Annotated in this window: 12 protein-coding genes; 4 read left to right on the top strand and 8 right to left on the bottom strand. The window is 42.4% G+C overall.

Translation table 11 applies throughout. The annotated features are described in order from the left end of the window. Nucleotides 1-41: 41 nt before the first annotated feature. The 5 genes from V7K67_RS20215 to V7K67_RS20195 all read right to left on the bottom strand — a co-directional run bounded on the left by V7K67_RS20215 (nucleotide 42) and on the right by V7K67_RS20195 (nucleotide 6,876). Nucleotides 42-263: a hypothetical protein gene (locus V7K67_RS20215; RefSeq protein WP_335168103.1), complete on the bottom strand. Its 222-nt coding sequence runs from the start codon at nucleotides 261-263 to the stop codon at nucleotides 42-44. Between the two features lie 106 nt (nucleotides 264-369). Then, entirely contained in the window at nucleotides 370-3,024 is a 2,655-nt protein-coding gene (locus V7K67_RS20210) for a hybrid sensor histidine kinase/response regulator (protein ID WP_335168101.1), read from the bottom strand. 146 nt (nucleotides 3,025-3,170) lie between these two features. Continuing rightward, on the bottom strand, nucleotides 3,171-4,151 hold the full coding sequence (locus V7K67_RS20205) for an ABC transporter substrate-binding protein (protein ID WP_335168099.1): 981 nt from the start codon (nucleotides 4,149-4,151) through the stop codon (nucleotides 3,171-3,173). A gap of 266 nt (nucleotides 4,152-4,417) precedes the next feature. Then, nucleotides 4,418-5,971, bottom strand: coding sequence for an NAD(P)H-hydrate dehydratase (locus V7K67_RS20200; RefSeq protein ID WP_334730547.1), 1,554 nt, complete (start codon nucleotides 5,969-5,971; stop codon nucleotides 4,418-4,420). Nucleotides 5,972-6,045: 74 nt separating this feature from the next. After that, complete coding sequence (locus V7K67_RS20195; protein WP_335168097.1) at nucleotides 6,046-6,876, bottom strand: hypothetical protein; 831 nt, start codon at nucleotides 6,874-6,876, stop codon at nucleotides 6,046-6,048. Between the two features lie 397 nt (nucleotides 6,877-7,273). Between V7K67_RS20195 and mnmA the strand changes: the two genes are divergently transcribed. Continuing rightward, nucleotides 7,274-8,329: a tRNA 2-thiouridine(34) synthase MnmA gene (gene mnmA, locus V7K67_RS20190; protein WP_334730549.1), complete on the top strand. Its 1,056-nt coding sequence runs from the start codon at nucleotides 7,274-7,276 to the stop codon at nucleotides 8,327-8,329. 850 nt (nucleotides 8,330-9,179) lie between these two features. Here mnmA and ftsH3 read toward each other — a convergent pair. Both ftsH3 and V7K67_RS20180 read right to left on the bottom strand, forming a co-directional pair. Then, on the bottom strand, nucleotides 9,180-11,021 hold the full coding sequence (gene ftsH3 / locus V7K67_RS20185; protein ID WP_179067843.1) for an ATP-dependent zinc metalloprotease FtsH3: 1,842 nt from the start codon (nucleotides 11,019-11,021) through the stop codon (nucleotides 9,180-9,182). Nucleotides 11,022-11,160: 139 nt separating this feature from the next. Beyond that, nucleotides 11,161-11,943, bottom strand: a complete 783-nt coding sequence (locus tag V7K67_RS20180) for an aminotransferase class IV (protein WP_334730550.1) — start codon at nucleotides 11,941-11,943, stop codon at nucleotides 11,161-11,163. A gap of 414 nt (nucleotides 11,944-12,357) precedes the next feature. Here V7K67_RS20180 and V7K67_RS20175 point away from each other — a divergent pair, with 414 nt between their 5' ends. The 3 genes from V7K67_RS20175 (at nucleotide 12,358) to V7K67_RS20165 (ending at nucleotide 16,846) form a co-directional block, all read left to right on the top strand. Then, on the top strand, nucleotides 12,358-12,657 hold the full coding sequence (locus tag V7K67_RS20175; protein ID WP_335168095.1) for a hypothetical protein: 300 nt from the start codon (nucleotides 12,358-12,360) through the stop codon (nucleotides 12,655-12,657). Between the two features lie 466 nt (nucleotides 12,658-13,123). Beyond that, nucleotides 13,124-15,049: an alkaline phosphatase family protein gene (locus V7K67_RS20170; RefSeq protein WP_335168093.1), complete on the top strand. Its 1,926-nt coding sequence runs from the start codon at nucleotides 13,124-13,126 to the stop codon at nucleotides 15,047-15,049. A gap of 249 nt (nucleotides 15,050-15,298) precedes the next feature. Next, nucleotides 15,299-16,846: a hypothetical protein gene (locus V7K67_RS20165; RefSeq protein ID WP_335168091.1), complete on the top strand. Its 1,548-nt coding sequence runs from the start codon at nucleotides 15,299-15,301 to the stop codon at nucleotides 16,844-16,846. Nucleotides 16,847-17,359: 513 nt separating this feature from the next. Here the strand turns inward: V7K67_RS20165 and V7K67_RS20160 are convergent. Next, nucleotides 17,360-17,905, bottom strand: a 546-nt coding sequence (locus V7K67_RS20160; RefSeq protein ID WP_335168089.1) for a YncE family protein, incomplete at its 5' end; no start/stop codon positions are given.

Genomic DNA, 17,905 nt, shown 5'->3' with positions numbered 1-17,905 from the left:
GTAGGCGAGGCAGTTTTCATTCATGCCTCTTAATCTACCATCTACGTGTACTTATTTTTTACAGTAGCAGGATAAATCCTGTGAACGTTTACGATATCTGGTTGTTTCACCTTTACTGTTTTCAGTGCCATCCGCCCACTGGTGACGCTGCGAACAGTGTAGCCGAATTGGATCAGAGAATCGCTTAATAATTGTAAATTTTCGGGAAGGTCGTCTACTAGGAGAATGTTACCTTTATTTTCTTTGTGAGAATCAAAATTCATTGCTGATTAGGGGTTTCGCTAAATCAATCAACGCATCAAATTTAAATTACCAAGTAAATTTTGTCAGTAATTGGATCAAAGAAGTAGGGGCAATTATGAATTGTCCCTACATTAATAGAGGTTTTACTAAATCAACTAATTGTTCAAATTCAAATTTACGGACAAGTTTTGTTAAAGATTGGATTAAAAAAGTTTCTGTTTGAGAAATTTCTCTAATTAATTTCATCACCTGGTTGGTATTTGCTTCTAAAGCAGCTTCATAGAATTGATGAATCCATTCTTGAGACATACAAGTTAGGTTATCAGACGTTAAATCATTTTTTTCTGTATATTCCAAATTTGCAGAATTATTTTCAGCAAATATATACTTTACACCAAGATGCTTGGTGAGTGCATCAAAAATTGTGTGTTCAGCAAAGGGTTTGCGCAGAAAGTCATCACAACCGGCTGAAAGCACGATCGCTTTTTCTTCCTCTAAAACGCTGGCTGTGAGCGCAATTATCGCGGTGGCATTACCTTTTGTAATCGATTTTATATACTTAGTGGCTTCGTAACCATCCATAACAGGCATCCGCATATCCATCCAAATTAAATGCGGTTCCCATTCATCCCAAATAGTTATTGCTTCTTTGCCATTACTTGCTTCTTTCATCTCAAAGCCTAATGGTTCTAAAAGTTTAATTAGTAATTGACGATTAATATATTTGTCATCTACTGTTAATAGTTTATATATAGGTTGCCCTGGTATAAGTCCCAGTACTTGTGGATATTTTTCTAAAGCAACACTGTTGGTTTCTTGACCTAATTTAGCTTGAATAGAAAATTTAAAAACTGTCCCTTTTCCTAATTGGCTTTCCGCCAAAATATTTCCCCCCATCAACCGTACAAACTTATGACTAATAGCTAAACCTAAACCTGTTCCTTCTTGAGATTCTTTTCCAGCTTGTCCTTGGGAAAAAGCATTAAATAGTTTGGGTAATTCTGCTGCGGCAATACCGACCCCTGTATCACGGACTTGAAAATCAAGATTTAAAATATCTGTGAATTTTTCACTGCTATTATTTACCGTTAAAGTAATTTCTCCTTCTTGAGTGAATTTGATGCTATTACTAATTAAATTAATTAATACCTGCCGGAGTTTTACGGCATCGGTGCAAATATAATGTGGAACATTTTCACTACATTGAAATGTTAAATTTAAGCCTTCATTAATTGCTTGTAGATACAGCATATCTTCTAAATCATAGAGCAAGCGGTAAAGATCAAAATCGCTGGGGTTGAGGGTTGTTTTACCTGCTTCTATTTTCGATAAATCAAGAATATTGTTAATTAATGTTAATAAATAATCTCCACTACGATAGATAATTCCGGCATTCTCATACTGTTCTGATGGTAAGTTTTTAGCGCGTAATATTAATTGAGAAAAATCCATAACTGCATTGAGGGGCGATCTCAATTCATGGCTCATGTTGGCAATAAATAAACTTTTAGCTTGATTTGCCACTTCGGCTTTTTCTTTAGCAATAGCTAACTCTGCTGTTCTCTCCTGTACCCGTTGTTCTAAAGTTTTAAAAGACGTTTGTAACTGAAGTGCCATGTTATTAAATGATTTTGCTAGTTGATCTATTTCGTCTTTTGAGTTACTTTTGGCGCGAATATCTAAATGACCTGCGGTAAACTGGGAAACTATATTGGTAAGGTGAATTATTGGTCTTGTTAGCAGTTGCCCAATAGCAAAAGCAATAATTGTCACTACCCCAGCAATAAATGCAAATAGAAACATTGTGTCACTAATTTGCTTTTCTACAGGTGCTAGGGCCACAGCAAGTGGCTGGGCAAACAACACAGACCAAGGTTTATATTGCAAACTAGCGATCGCAATCAGATTAACCTGATTACCTGCGGCTGACAAAGATGCAATTAAATACGACTGTTTATTATCCAATGCTTGCTTAAGTTTTGAGTCATTAGTTGCCAATTTTTTGACAGGAAAATTAGGCAAATGTCCTTCCTGTTGCAGTTTAATTAGAACATTGGCAGGCAGAGGCACAATTGACTTAAAAAGCAGTTCTGGTGCAGTGCTATGTGCCAGATAAATATTATTTTCATCTAAAAGAATAGCAAAGGATTTTGCCCCAGCCCGTTCAGTTTGCCGAGTTACTAACTGCTGAACAACAGTAGCATTGTATGAAACACGCAATACACCCAATATATCTCCCTTGGCGTTGCGAACCGGACTGCTAAAAAAGAGGGTAACAAGGTCAGGAATTCTCGGCGATCGCTTCATACTAGAAACAAAAGATAACCCAGTTACTAGCGGTTTTTTAAAATAATCTTGAACTGATTCATCTTTGCCAATGTTCGGTGTATATGTATCCAGTACATTTTTTCCGTTTAAGTCGAGTAAAGAGTATGAGATAACATTGAGCATATCTTTGCGACTGAGACGAATTAATGTTTCTGTCGCCAATTGCATTTCGGGGCTGTCATCTCGCTGTTTTGAAGTTAGGGTGAGGTAGCGTGCAAAACCTGGTAAAATCGCCTCTACGCGCACAGCATTGAGATTTCCATCAATAAAGGCATCTATTCTGTTAGCAGTTTCGTTAGCTGCGGCAGATAGGGCTTGTTTTGCGTTGTCAGTTAGTGCTTTTTCAGTTGTCTGTTTGTTGATAAATGCCAATAACAGCAACGGAATCAAAGCAACAACAAGAAATGAGGCGATCAGCTTTGTACGGATACCGCCCAAAAGGGAATTCTGCATGGCTTTAAGAGGCTATTTATTTATTTATTTATAAAGTAAATCTTAAGTAGTAGCGTGGCAAGCAAAAAAATTGTGCATTAGACTACAACTTTTTTGCAAGATTTTAGCACTAACCCAAGCGTATTACTTTATAAATAACCTCTAAACTAGGAGGGAGGGTTTAAGAAAGAAGAATTGAACAAACTTTTTAGCTCAGGAATGCGCGTCACGTTTCCAGAGCGAATAAAAAAGTCTGCATATATCTTGGCAGTTTTGTAAATGGAGTTAGGGTTACTAGATTGAAAGAATTTTTGATTTTCACCTAAATCAGTTAGGTTTACTCCCTCCAGAGAGATTGTATTTCTAGGAATTTTTAACGCTTTGCTGATGATAGCGTTTCCTTCCTGAATATTGGCTTTCCAGTAGGTCGCAGCTTGCAGCCATCCTCGGACAAATGCACGAATATCTTCGGGACGATCGCGGATTGTCTCACCGCGAAAGACAATCATATCTGAAATCAAGCCAGGGGTTTGTTTGCTAGTAAATAGGATATGTTCCCCTAATTTTATCGCTTCAGAGAGATAGGGTTCCCAAGTGTGTCCGGCTTGAATAGCATTATTTTTCAGGCGTTTAGGAATTTCTGAAGCCTCTAATTTAACCAAGTTTATATCATCGCTGGTTAAGTTGGCTGTTTTCAACATCTCAGTCACGAAAACTTCACTAAAACCGCCTAGATTTGCACCCAGCTTTTTCCCTTTCAAGTCAGCGACGGTTTTAATTTGTGATTGGGCAACTACCACATCTGCTCCTGTTGATTCATCGATAACAATCACACATTGTATATCTGGATTTGTGCCACTCAAGATGATAAAACTTCCCAAGGACGATGTCATACCATCATACTTACCCGCACTGAAATTTGCTTGTTCCAATTGGGCATATCGTTTATAAATTAGTTCTATATCTACGCCTTGGGCTTTGAAGAATCCTTTTTCTTGAGCAATGATGCCTGAATGCTCCCCAACAAAAGATGTAAATTCCACTTTCAAGGGAGGGAGTTTTACTTTGGTTGGTGCTGAAGTATTACAAGCAAATAGCAAACAGGCGGTAATCAGAAAAATCCTCAGATATCTAAGTATTTTCAACATATAATAGTTGATTTTTTAATCATCTCTGGTCAAAGATTCAGCTAAATAAACTAATTACTCAAATTCAAATTGTCTCGTAAGTTTTGTTAAAGATGGAATTAAAAAATTTTATTCTTTGGGGATTTTACTAATTAATTATATAACAAGATTTGTATTTGCTTCTAAAGCATCTGCATAAAATTGAAAAGTCGTCTCTTTACCTAATTCACTTTTAACAGTAATATCTCCTCACATTGACTATACAAATTTGCGACTAATTACTAAACCTAAGTTAGAGCTTTTAGCAAATATTGTGTCAATGTAAACGCATCTACACCCAATTCGGTACGCTCTTGAGCTGCTAAAACACCCGCTTGCGAATGCCACCAAGCGGCAGTTGCCACAATCTCTTCTATGGGAATCTGTTTAGTTGCGGCTTGCGCCAACAACCCACCCAGTAGCCCAGTTAACACGTCACCGCTACCACCACGGGCTAAGGCAGGTGTGCTTTCAGGAACAATCCAAACAGCACCTTGAGGATTTGCGATCGCAGTTCTTGCCCCTTTCAACAACACTACTGCCCCACTTTGCGTGGCAGCTTCCTGTACTGCTTTCACCCGATCATGTTTGGCATCGGTGACATCAGGAAACAATCGCTCAAATTCGCCAGTGTGGGGTGTGAGTATAGTTACTGCTTGGCGTTTTTTTAAGGTGGCGATCGCTCCCATTTGTGCCAAGATATTTAAACCATCGGCATCAAGAATCAGAGGGCGTTCGCTTTTGATCGCTTCTTGCACAATGGGCATAGCATCTCGTGTTAAACCGGGGCCACAAGCGATCGCATTAAAGGAACTTAAATCAGTGTTTTCTGGTAGTTGTAGGTGGGCAATCGCTCCGGTTTCCGTCTCTGGACAACCGACAATTAGCGCTTCTGGCAAATGTGACACCAAAAGAGATTTCAGCGATTCGGGTACGGCAATGGAAAGCATCCCTACACCACTCGCCCGCGCCCCCAAACCAGTTAAAATTGCTCCACCTGCATAGCGCCGCGAACCACAAATCAGCAGTAAATGTCCTTCCTTATATTTGTGAGTAACTGCTGGACGGGGTAAAGGTAAGGTAGCAAGTGCTGTTGCTGATGTAATACGTTTAATCCTGGGTGCATCTTGTAGAACAGCTTCTACATCAGCTAAAGGAATATCAAAATCGATTAACTCAACTTTACCGAGATATTCCAACGCCTGATCTTGGAAGAAAGCTAGTTTCCATAAACCTAAGCAAAATGTGTGAGTGGCGCGAATGGCAGTTCCTAAGACTTCGCCTGTGTCGGTGTGTAAACCCGAAGGTAAATCGATACTATAAATCGGTACAGATAATTGATTTAGCTGATTAATTGCAGAGGCGATAGGATCAGTCAGGTTTCTTTCTAAACCAAGCCCAAACAATCCATCAATTAACAAATCAGAATTTGGCAGTTGCTCAATTGTTTGATAAATTGGAATGCCTAAACTCTGGGCATATTGCAAGTGCTGCGAAGTTAATTCTTTGAGCTTAGAAAAAGGAGAATAAATCCAAACTTCATACCCACGAAAGTGTAATTCACGGGCTACTACTAAAGCATCGCCACCATTATGACCAGGGCCAACCAGAATTCCCACACGAGATCCCCTTAAAAAGAGGGTATTTGAAGGAATCTCTGGAATGCGACGGGCAATTAATCCCGCCACCTTTTCCATCAAAGCAACTACAGGCATTCCCACTGCAAAGATTCGCTTTTCAATATCGCGCATCTGTCCAGCAGTCACTACCACTTGCAAAATTTGTTCTTGCCTATCTTTCATCAGTGCTGAGTTATGAGTGCTGAGTGCTGAGTTTAATTTTACTCCCCAGTCCCCAATCCTCAATCCCCTCTTTCTTACTTCCCGTAGTAAACTCTGGCATTAGCGTATCCGATATTTCGCAGATACTTATTCCATTCTTCGGCTTGGAATCGATCGGGGAAAGGCCCTACTGCTACGTGTGGTCCTCGTGGTTGCGTCCTTTCGAGGACTCCGCCAGAGCGGCCTAAACCTTGACTAAATTGGGCTATATTCTGCCTAATTTGTGATGCGATCGCAGGTAACTGTTCTGGAGTGGTGGGAATGGCGACATAATATCTAGAGACTGACCTATTAGCATTGATATTACTGGGATCTCTTAGCAAGCCTCTATTGCCTGCATCTATTTCCTGTCCGTTAGCGAAGCTGATAATTCGGGCGTTATATATGCCTCGTGATTGTAGTTCACTTACCCGTTGTTGGGCGTTAGATACTCTGTTAAAAACTCCTGACTGAATTACACTCCGTCCTTGGTAATTGCGAATGTAAGCACTGGGTTCAATCTGACGTATTGCTTGTAGTGTCTGGAAATCACTACCATCAACGTAAACTAAGTAGCGCTCAAAGTTCTGGTTATATTGACTAAACTGTGCAGGTTGAGAGGGCTGAAAATTCTGCTGAGATTGATAGTCCTGTAATGGTTGAGGGGGCTGGAAATTCTGCCCAGACTGATTGTCCTGCAATGGTTGAGAGGGCTGAAAGTTCAGTTCAGATTGATTGTCCTCTACTGTTTGGACTGGTGGTAACTGCGGCGATGGCTGTTGACCAAAGGGAATTGGGGGTGAAGGTAAAGTTTCACCGGTTTGTTGAGCCAGTAGCACACTGTTATAGATTTTTGCTTGTGCTGGCGTAGATTCGGTAATCAGCACTAACCATCCTCCCACTAACAAAGAGAGAAGTCTGATAGTGGGCTTCCAACCCTCAGAACTTCCGCGCGGCATCTGAAATGGGATAAATTGACTGGGTATTCCTCTCGACATAATAGTTAGAAAGTAGTCAAAGTATTTTTAGGCAATTTCCATCAGGAACTAATTAGTTCACCGTTGTAGCAACTATATAGCGTTAACGTAAAATTAGTCATCTGCGTGGCAAAAAATACATCTGTAACTAATTTTTAGCTAAAGGTGATGATGGAGTGAACAGCGATGTCTACGATGGGCTACGCCTACGCTCATTTCCTGACTCTAAAACTGAAGTGCTTTGGTAGCAAGGCAATGAAACAGTGTGTGCTATAATTGGACAACCACGCAGCTTGTCGTGCTTTGTATGAAAAAAGTCGTCGTTGGTCTTTCTGGTGGCGTTGACAGTTCCACCGCCGCAGCTATCCTGCACCATCAGGGCTATGAAGTGATTGGTTTGACTCTTTGGCTAATGAAAGGCAAAGGTCAATGTTGCTCTGAAGGTATGATCGACGCGGCTGATCTCTGTGAACAACTGGGCGTTCCCCATCAGATTGTCGATATTCGGGATCTCTTTCAGACGCATATTGTCGATTACCTGGTAACTGGTTATAGTGCTGGGATCACTCCTTTGCCTTGCTCTCAGTGCAATAAAACGGTGAAGTTTGGGCCAATGGTGCAGTATGCTCGTGAAGAATTGGGGTGCGATCGCATTGCCACTGGTCATTATGCCCGAATTAGCTATGACGAAGCAACTGGACGTTACCAGTTATTAAGGGCTGTTGACCGCAACAAAGACCAGTCATACTTCCTCTATGATTTGTCTCAAGATTTACTTGCAGCAACCATATTTCCTTTGGGCGAACTAGAAAAAACTGATACGCGCCGCATTGCAACCGAATACGGATTGAAAACTGCTGATAAGCCAGAAAGTCAAGACTTATGCTTAGTGGAAAGTAATGGTTCCATGCGGGCATTTTTGGATAAATATTTAGCTCCCAAAACAGGCGATATTGTCGATACCACAGGCAAAGTTTTGGGACAGCATGATGGTGTCCATCACTACACCATTGGCCAGCGCAAAGGCTTGGGAATTGCGGCTGCCGAACCGTTGTATGTGATTGAATTAGATGCGGAAAATAATAAAGTAGTAGTAGGCGATCGCACTAAGGTAACTCAGCCAGAATGTACTGTAAATCGGGTAAACTGGGTTTCTATTGCCGAACCATCAACCCCGATTCATGCTGAAGTACAAATTCGCTATCGTTCAACGCCTACACCAGTGACGGTGATTCCGTTAGAAAACTCCCGTGTGCGTTTGGTATTTGATGAACCCCAAATCAGCATTACTCCTGGACAAGCGGCGGTGTGGTACGACGGGGACAAAGTGTTAGGTGGCGGAATTATCGAACAGTTTAGTTGAATGTCAGACAGTCCCAGACTGCAATCTCTGTCTGATGCCTGAATCCCCCGTTTTGAAAACGGGGGAGTGGCTCAAATAACATATAATCCCATCAGTGCGTAATATCATGTCCGGATAATTTGTTATTATTCCCACAGTCATTGCACCCCTCCCCGATGTCCCCGATGCCTTGGGGAAGGGAGACAAAGCGTAGCTTTGGCGGGGTGGGGTTCTTGGGGTTTAGTAATTAAAAGGGAACAGGGAACGGGCAACAGGCAACAGGGAAATCCCCATAATTAAAATCAGGGGATTTGTACAAGGACACATTGAAACATCGTGGCTGACGCCATCTCGTTTCAAATATTTTTATCTCTTTTCATAAATAAATTTAGGGGCTTTAAACCCTGTATTCGGGGCTAATTTTTTTTCTGTTCCCTGTTAAGAGTTCCCTGTTAAGAGTTCCCGCCCCGAAGGGGCTTGGTAATCAAGCGGACATGATATAAGTTGCCATTAGATTTTGCTCCATCCTGCCTCTGCATCCAACAGAATTGTAGCTAGATTGTGTCTTTTCTCTTGCGAAGTCAGAGTTATAGCTCCTGTGATTTTGATATATCTACAAAAATTTTTCTAATTTTCCGGAATTGATTACGCTCATGTAGTAGTCTCTATCAGACTACTGATTTATACTGAAACTCTATAACGAACTTTCGGGGAATATAACCCCATTTCGGATTAAAAGCCCAGTCTTCATGGCTGGGCTTTTGACAGGGAATTAAAAAAAATTGGGGTAACTCTGGAAAATCCCAGAATTACCCCGAATTTTAACAGTGATGAATTAAAAACAATTTTTAACTCATCACTTCTCATTAAATTAGGCAAAGGCGGCGGTTGTCACGTCGTTATTCGACAGAATTTCTTGCAACTCTTCAGCGTCTACAGTTTCTTTATCAACCAGCATTTCCGCTATCTGATCTAAAATGTGGCGGTTACGCACCAACACTTCTTTAGCGCGTGTATAAGCTACATCTACAAGTTTGCGGACTTCTTCATCAATAGCGGCGGCGGTTTCTTCAGAAAAATCGCGCTCTGACATGATATCTCGTCCGAGGAACATGTTACCTTGTTGACGACCAAGGGCAACAGGGCCTAAGCGATCGCTCATGCCAAATCGGGTGATCATCTGACGCGCAACACGGGCTACTTGTTGTAAATCATTAGAAGCACCAGTGGTAACTTCTTCTTCACCAAAGATTAATTCTTCAGCAATTCGACCACCCAAAGCTACGGCCATCTGATTTTCCAGATAAGCGCGGCTGTATAAACCAGTGTCCATCCGGTCTTCGCTGGGGGTAAACCAAGTTAAACCACCTGCGCGACCACGAGGAATGATGCTAATCTTCTGCACAGGATCGTAGTCTGGCATTAAAGCACCAACTAAGGCGTGACCAGCTTCGTGATATGCCACCAAGGTTTTGCGCTTTTCGCTCATTACTCGGTCTTTCTTCTCTGGCCCAGCTAATACGCGATCAATTGCATCGTTGATTTCATCCATCGAAATTTCAGTCAAATTCCGACGGGCTGCCAAAATTGCGGCTTCATTCAGCAGGTTGGATAAATCTGCGCCGGTAAATCCAGGAGTACGACGGGCAATTTTATCCAAGTCCACATCTTTCGCCAAGGTCTTACCACGGGCGTGTACCTTGAGAATTTCGCTACGTCCGGCATAGTCGGGACGGTCTACCACAACTTGACGGTCAAAGCGACCAGGACGCAACAAGGCTGCATCTAGGACATCTGGGCGGTTGGTAGCGGCAATAATGATGATGCCAGTGTTACCTTCAAAGCCATCCATTTCTGTGAGCAACTGGTTGAGGGTTTGTTCCCGCTCATCGTTACCACCACCTAAGCCTGCACCCCTTTGACGACCTACGGCGTCAATTTCATCGATGAAGACGATACAAGGAGCGTTGGTCTTAGCTTGTTCAAATAAATCGCGGACGCGGGATGCACCCACACCGACGAACATTTCCACAAATTCTGAACCGGAGATTGAGAAGAAGGGTACACCTGCTTCACCAGCTACCGCACGAGCTAGGAGGGTTTTACCAGTACCAGGAGGGCCGACTAACAACACACCTTTAGGAATTTTTGCACCAACAGCGGTAAAGCGATCGGCGTTTTTCAGGAAGTCTACAACTTCGTTTAATTCCAGCTTGGCTTGGTCAATACCAGCGACATCGCCAAATGTCACCTGAGTTTGTGGTTCCATTTGCACTCTGGCTTTGGATTTGCCAAAGTTCATCGCTTGGCTACCTGGGCCACTTTGAGCGCGACGTAGTAAGAAGAATAAGCCAACCAAAAGCAATACAGGAAAAAATAAGCTGCTCAGTGCCTTAAACCAAAATCCTTCGTCGGTTTGGGGCAAAACAGAAATATCAACGCCTTTAGAAGTCAGAGTATTAATCAAGTCTGGATCGTTGACTAAGGTAACAATCCGTTTCGCTGGGTCATATTTGGGTGTAACCAGTGCTGTAGAGCGGTCTGCACTCAAGCTGACTTTTTCTACTCTGCCTTGCTGAACTTCTTGAATAAAGCGACTGTATCGCCATGTTTCTCTGCTTTGGGGTTGTTTGTCAAAAAATGCTGTTCCCAGCGCAATGACGACAATAAACAGCAGCGCGTACAGCCCTGCATTTCTCCATCTTTTATTCACTAAGGTCTATCCTCCGGTATTTTTCGCGCGTTAGCTCTCAGTGGCCGCTTTGCGCGATCGCCTAGCGTCTCTGATCACAAAGGTGATTATTAAGAATTATGTTAACTTATCTTAAGATATAACAAATTTGGCGTGACTGTCATGCTGAAAAAAGCTCCCTTATTAGCTGAAAACTTTGATGGTAGGGATTATATTGTAGCGACCCTGAAGGCTGATGAACGGTATGAATGGGAATAATTTCTACCACACTATTAGTGTAGGCGATCGCTTCAAATCTCTGGACTAACTCGACGCTCCAAGTTTCTTCTCGTACTGGCTGCTGGTGGTTTTGCAACCAGTTTACAAGTTGCGATCGCACAATTCCCGGCAAAATCCCGGCCTTTATTGGCGGTGTGTACCAACTGCGATCGCACCATCCCCAAAGGTTGCCTGTGCTGGTTTCTAGCCAATTTCCTTGAGTATCGACTAATATTGCTTCTTGAGCATCTAAGCTAGTTTTTGCTAACCAAGCGCTCAAATAGTTGCCAGTTTTATGAGAGGGGAGAGAGCGATTAAATTCTGAACTAGCAACGGCACACACAATTCCGGTTTTTTGTTTTTCTGTCAAATTTTGTGGTAATAATCTACCAGTTATCCATTCCCGTCCATCGGGAAAGAGGGTAATTCTGAGAACGGGGAAGTGTACCAGAAGAATTTGGGCACCTTGACGCAGACGCTTCCAATCGGGTTGCTGCCACCCAAAAGTTCGTAGTGAGAACAGTAAGCGATCGCGGTGTGCTTGCCAATTAGTTAAATTACTATCTAGCGAGTTCTGATAAACTCGCAATGTTGTAAAAACAGTCGCCCCATAAAGTAAACCCGGATCGTTAATGTTTATTTCTAGGGCTTGAGAGTGAATTAATTTGCCGTTATACCAAAAAATATTATTTGTCACAACCAGATTATTTATCGCTAAAACTCCCAGGGTAAGCGCACAGCAATTCTCATTATGAGATGTCACAAAGTTATTTTTGTAAATCAGAGTGCCATCAAAACGAGTGATAGTGAACTCGCACCAGTTTACCAATAAGGCATCTTCACCATCCCGTAAGGGAATTTGATTCACTTGAAGAAGAATTCAGAAGTCAGAATTCTTCTTCAATTCGTTCCATAAATAAATTTAGTTGCTTGTTACCATTTTGATTTTTCTTTATGAGTGCCTTTTAACTTTTTACTTTTGCCTTGTTCGGTCATAGCCGGAGATTAAATGTTTTAGGAATAATGAACAGAAAGAATGATTTAAAAACTTATACTTCATTTCAAAGTATTAATTCTGAAATTTTGTCTAACTACTTATTTGACGCTGGGACGAGAATTTCTGACGAACCGTGATGCTAAACGGGCGAAATTGCAGTTAGAAGCAGGGGAAAATTCCATTTGGAAACCGGATTTTAACAAGGGGCAGATGTTGCCTGCTGTACTTTTACTCGAAAGCCTGAATCTATTGCAGTTTCTTACACCAGACGTTCAGTTGCGTGGGACTTGCCCCATCTCCCCCGAAATTTTTCACTTGCCGATTCGTGCAACAACGCCATTGGTGTCTGCATTATCACATTACTTAAACATTAACAAAACCTTAACTTTACTGAAAATTTAAAAACTCAGGCAGAAAACTTATTTACCTAAATTTGAAATTTTATAACTCTGAAAGCCTTATAAAAAGCGGGATTAACAATTATTGATAATCTGGATGATTGCTAAAACGGGGTAAAATAGTCCTGAATTTATTTTTGCTACATCTGAAGTGATTATAAAGATTTGGTAAAGCAAGATTCAGTCTACTTGCATTGCTTACGTTGTTATTGATTTAATCAAATTTGTGCTGACCAATAATCAGCAAAATTACGTAAAACCCACTCCAAGCATTTATTACCCGCGCATATTTGTAATCAATATCTGTGAATAGACTTCGTTTCTATCTCTTCAATGCTCTCAATGGGTTGATTCTTGGAGTCTTTGATAAATGCTAGGCGAGAGCCATTGCCAAAAGAAGTAACCCTTGAATTCAGAATTTTTGCAGATTTTTGAAATTACAAGCCATTTTTCCAATTTAGTTACACACAATGAAGAAAACGCTTTTTGGGGTGTTGACAACGGCGATTGTTAGCAACACCCTGCTTCCTGGTGTCCAAGCAATCAGTCTCGGAAATACAACTGCCCGCTTTAGTCATGTTCTGATTATTTCGATTGATGGATTACACAACTCCGATCTATCAGTTGCTAATCTGCAATCTTCTTTGAAAAATATCAAGCGCTTGCAGAGAGAAGGTGTGACATACACCAATGCTTTCACTTCTGCACCATCAGATTCATATCCTGGGGAGCTAAACTATATCACTGGTGCTAACCCCGGCACGACTGGTGTATTTTATGATCTTTCCTACAGTCGCGCTTTGTATGCCCCAGGCACCACTGCTGCCCAAATCGCCGCCGGAACCGCCAAACCAGGAACAGTAGTAGAATTTGATGAAACCGTTGATGCATCTTGGAATAATGGTAAGGGTGGTACCTTAGATGGCGGTCAGGGATTTGATAAAACCCAATTGCCTGTTGATCACAATGGCAACCCTGTTTACCCCAACCAGTACCTAAAGGTAAACACCATTTTTGACATAGCTAGCGCGGCAGGACTGCGTACTGCTTGGTCTGACAAGCATCCCGCAGCTTACACTATCCTCGCTGGAAATAGACAAGACCCAACGAAGTTTAATTTGGCAACGGGTCAGGTTGGCAGCATTAGCGATTACTCTTCACTAGAAATTAACGCGGCAGTGGCGATTGATCCAACTAAGCCAGGACTTCTCCCAAGCACCCTTGGAGCTTTAGTCGATCAATCAACAGGTACTCCTTACTCCAACACCAACTCTAAAATCACATCCACTTTCTTTAACGACGCGACAAAGGGTAATCCGGCTCTGTTTAAGGCTCCACCTACTGGTTTTAGCGCCAACCAGTTCACAAGTGTAGCAACAACCTCAACCTACGACGATATCAAGATTAAGCAGATATTAAACGAGATTGATGGATTGAACGATTCCGGCACTATAAAAGTAGGCACTCCGGCAATTTTTGGCTTGAATTTCCAAGCTGTGAGCGTAGGCGAGAAAGAGACTGCCTCTCAATTTAATGGTGGCGGGATTGACTCTAATGGAAATGCCCGTCCTGACCTCGTAAGTGCAGTAGCCCATACTGATGCCAGCATTGGTCTGATTTTGGATGAACTGAAAAAGAAAGGATTAGACAGTTCAACTTTGGTGATTTTGACTGCCAAGCACGGGCAAAATCCCGTCAAAGATCCAACTGTTGGTTTGAGCAGTACATTTGATAGTGTTACTGGTGTTGCTGGTGGCGATGGAAACCTGACTGCTGTTGCGGCTCTCTTAGTCAGAAACGGCATCCAGATTGCTTCTGAGCGAGGTCAGGATACTTCATCGCTGATCTTCTTGAAAAATCAATCCGATGTCCGAAAAGCAGTAGCCCTGCTGAATGCTAAAAATTACTCATTTGATAATACCATTGATCCAAATACTGGGGTAGCGTTTTCAACTGAAGATGCTGCTGCTCAGGGGAAGGTATTGTATGGTCAGAGGATCATCAATGCCGGATTGGGAGATCCAAGGACAAACGATGCCTTCGGCAACGTCAGAGACGAACGCACTCCTGATATTATTGTTCCACTCAAAACTGGCTACTTTTTTGGTAACGCTACCAAGAAGCGTGCAGAGCATGGTGGATTTACTGATGCTGACACCCACGTAGCCCTGATTGTAGGTAGCACTGGATTTTCCCATAATCTGCAAGGTAAAACTATCAGTCGAAAGGTTTCTACCACCCAAATTGCTCCAACTACATTAGAGGTTCTAGGTTTAAATCCTCAACGACTGCAAGGTGTTCAGATTGATAGAACCCAGACATTACCACTGGACTGTAGGGACTTACAAATCGAAAAATACCCCATAGGTCAAGAGCACAGGGAGTACGAGGAATAAAAAACCACTAAATGAAGAAATTGATGTGGTATTTAACACATCAATTTCTAGTAATTCCTGCGCTTAGAGCAAATCGGTGTCCCGCAAAGATCACAAAACTTGTATCTCCTCAATACTTCGGGATAAGCAATTATTCTGGTTGCCACGATCTACCGAAGGGGTGAAGAGAAGATTTGTCGCGGATACATTGTTGCAAAAAAGGATGATTCGAGTCTCAGAAAATCTGTTTACACAACATATACAAATATCATGATACCAATTCAATACTTACAGCCTCCAGCAATTACATCTGACTACTCCTCGCCCATAGTCAAAATAGCTGATGATTGGAACAAGGATGATAAATGTTTTAATGCAGATCGCTTTAATGCAGATCACCTCATTATCTCTGGCAGTACTTATGCGGGTACAGCTAGTACCGTAACTGTCGGTCAGACACTTCCGGGTGGGGGTATAGCGATCGCAAACGGCACTTATCCAGACGTTTTCAACAATGATACAGTTGACAGCAGCTTTGGCATCACTTCGCCAATTTTCCTCCAAGAGATTACTACTTGTGGCGCAGATATCCGTACAATATACGTTGATCCTAGTGTCATTACTACCAGTTTTCCGTCCAAGTCGGAATTAGCCTTAAATCTGACACCCGACGGCAAAGGGCTGACTTTCATGGGTTATATCAGCGCAATCAATCAACTCGACGTGTCAAACTCTAATACGCCAGGAATTATCGAACCGGGCAACCCTGTGACAACAACTCCCACCTATAGGGCAGTAGCGCAAATTAACTTTGATGATCCACACTTTATCTCTCACGGTTTTCTCACCCCCAAGGTAACTACAACCAACGCATATCCGGGCAACAATGGTCGTGCTGGGATACTAGGTTCAAACGGCTTGTACTATACTGTGGGTAATGCTGGTAATGGCAACGGATCGTCATTAGTCACAGCTGCGGCGGGTGTGCAGATTGTCATTCCTGGTCAGAACGCCACTCCATCAACTCCAGGCACCAATCACGTAGGATCGTTCAGCATTACTCAATATGGCTATACAACAGCGGACAAGACTGCCAAAGACAACAATTTCCGAGGCGAGACTATTTTCAATAACACCTTGTATGTAACGAAAGGTAGTGGTAGCAACGGAATTAATACTGTATACCAGGTCGGTAACGCAGGTAGCTTACCAACCCTCGCTAATGCAGCTAATGCACCAATTACCATCCTGCCTGGCTTCCCCACGAACCTCGCTAAGACCGGCAAGAACGTGAATGGAACTGTCCAACCCATCTACTATCCCTTTGGTATTTGGTTTGCCAACGCAACCACGCTGTATGTTGCCGATGAGGGCGATGGTGTTGCTGCTGATGCCGCAACCAGCACTACCGCAGGTCTTCAAAAGTGGAGTTTGGTAAACGGCACCTGGCAATTGGACTACGTTTTGCAAAAAGGCTTGAATCTTGGTCAGCAATACCCCGTAGCTGGTTTACCTGCTGCTGACAATCCCGCAACAGACGGTCTTCGCAATCTTACGGGTCAAGTCAGTCCTGATGGCACCGTAACATTGTATGCAGTCACTTCAACCATTAGCGGTAGCGGCGATCAAGGAGCAGATCCAAACCAAGTGGTTGCCATCACTGATAGACTTTCCTACACAACAGCCGTGCAGTCTGCATCTGAGCAGTTCCGCCGTATCCGTACCCCCATCTCCGGTCAAGTGCTACGAGGTATATCTTTTGCCCCAACTAACAAGGAGAAAGAGGGGTCTGGGGAGGACTTTAAACGAGAATATTAACCTAATAGTTCACCAACCCAAAATTGCACTTGTGGATACTGGCAGAGGTGAAAGTACTTAATAAGTCTCTCCTCTGCTCCCCTGCACAAGTGCTGACCACCATGCAAAGTTTGCTTGGCAGACTGCTAACCTTGAGCATGGAAAAATTGCGAATTGTTCCCCTGACCGAACAAGGCAAAAGTAAAAAGTAAAAAGGCACTCATAAAGAAAAAAAATGGTAACAAGCAACTAAATTTATTTATGGAATGAAATAAAAGCATTTATAACGATAGCGCCGGCGGCAAGCGAGTCTTCTCCCTTGGCGTTAGCCTCTCCCTTTGGGAGAAGGGGAGACGCTAAAAGCGAACGAGCGTCGTGGCGCAGCGCTTGCACAAGTAAAAAGTTAAAAGAAACAAAGAAGTTTATCAATATTTTTACTTTTTACTTGGTTCTTTTTACTTTTTGATACGTCCTTATTAAATCCCCTAAATTTATTTATGGGGATTATCTTTTTAATTTTTAAAATTGTTTTGGTCAATCTCCTAAAACCAGAATCACAAAAGTACCAGGGATAATACTTGGTCGAGATCGCACCTGCCCTGCGACGGGGGTAGACTTTACTTGAAATTTGGCTGTGTCCAAATATAACTTATGGGTCTTCAAATCTAACGCCATTGTCCGCGCTCCTGGCTGGGTTACAACGTTATTTACAATACTAAATTTATCGGCAGAGTCTTCATGTACCACTGTCAGTGAACCTTCACCGTTTGAACTGAAAGCTAATCTAGTCCCTGGGTCATAAGCAATCGCATCCGTCCTTTTGCCAATTGGCAGTGTAGCTTTAATACTTCCTGTATTTGCATCCACTACACTCATCAGTTGGTTTCCGCAACCGATGAACAAGCGTTGATGCTGTCTATCTATTGCGATCCCAGTTGGTTCTGAGCAAGGTTTGAGCGCCCAATGTCCCTTAATTCGGAGATTACTAGCAGCTTGTCGGAGAACCCCATTTAGTGAGACAGTTAAGATACCAATGCATCTCAATTCATGCCAAGAACTTTCAAAACGGTTGACTACGAA

It is taken from the genome of Nostoc sp. (genome assembly GCF_036917155.1).
Taxonomy (GTDB): Bacteria; Cyanobacteriota; Cyanobacteriia; order Cyanobacteriales; family Nostocaceae; genus Nostoc.
Note: the sequence above shows the minus strand (reverse complement) of the source record. Positions and strands in the feature narration are given on the sequence as shown.

What these genes read in the sequence shown, in the direction of transcription:
- V7K67_RS20210 (WP_335168101.1), bottom strand. Translation starts at nt 3,024, where the DNA reads ATGCAGAATTCCCTTTTGGGCGGTATCCGTACAAAGCTGATCGCCTCA.
- V7K67_RS20215 (WP_335168103.1), bottom strand. Translation starts at nt 263, where the DNA reads ATGAATTTTGATTCTCACAAAGAAAATAAAGGTAACATTCTCCTAGTA.
- V7K67_RS20165 (WP_335168091.1), top strand. Translation starts at nt 15,299, where the DNA reads ATGATACCAATTCAATACTTACAGCCTCCAGCAATTACATCTGACTAC.
- V7K67_RS20205 (WP_335168099.1), bottom strand. Translation starts at nt 4,151, where the DNA reads ATGTTGAAAATACTTAGATATCTGAGGATTTTTCTGATTACCGCCTGT.
- mnmA (WP_334730549.1), top strand. Translation starts at nt 7,274, where the DNA reads ATGAAAAAAGTCGTCGTTGGTCTTTCTGGTGGCGTTGACAGTTCCACC.
- V7K67_RS20170 (WP_335168093.1), top strand. Translation starts at nt 13,124, where the DNA reads ATGAAGAAAACGCTTTTTGGGGTGTTGACAACGGCGATTGTTAGCAAC.
- V7K67_RS20200 (WP_334730547.1), bottom strand. Translation starts at nt 5,971, where the DNA reads ATGAAAGATAGGCAAGAACAAATTTTGCAAGTGGTAGTGACTGCTGGA.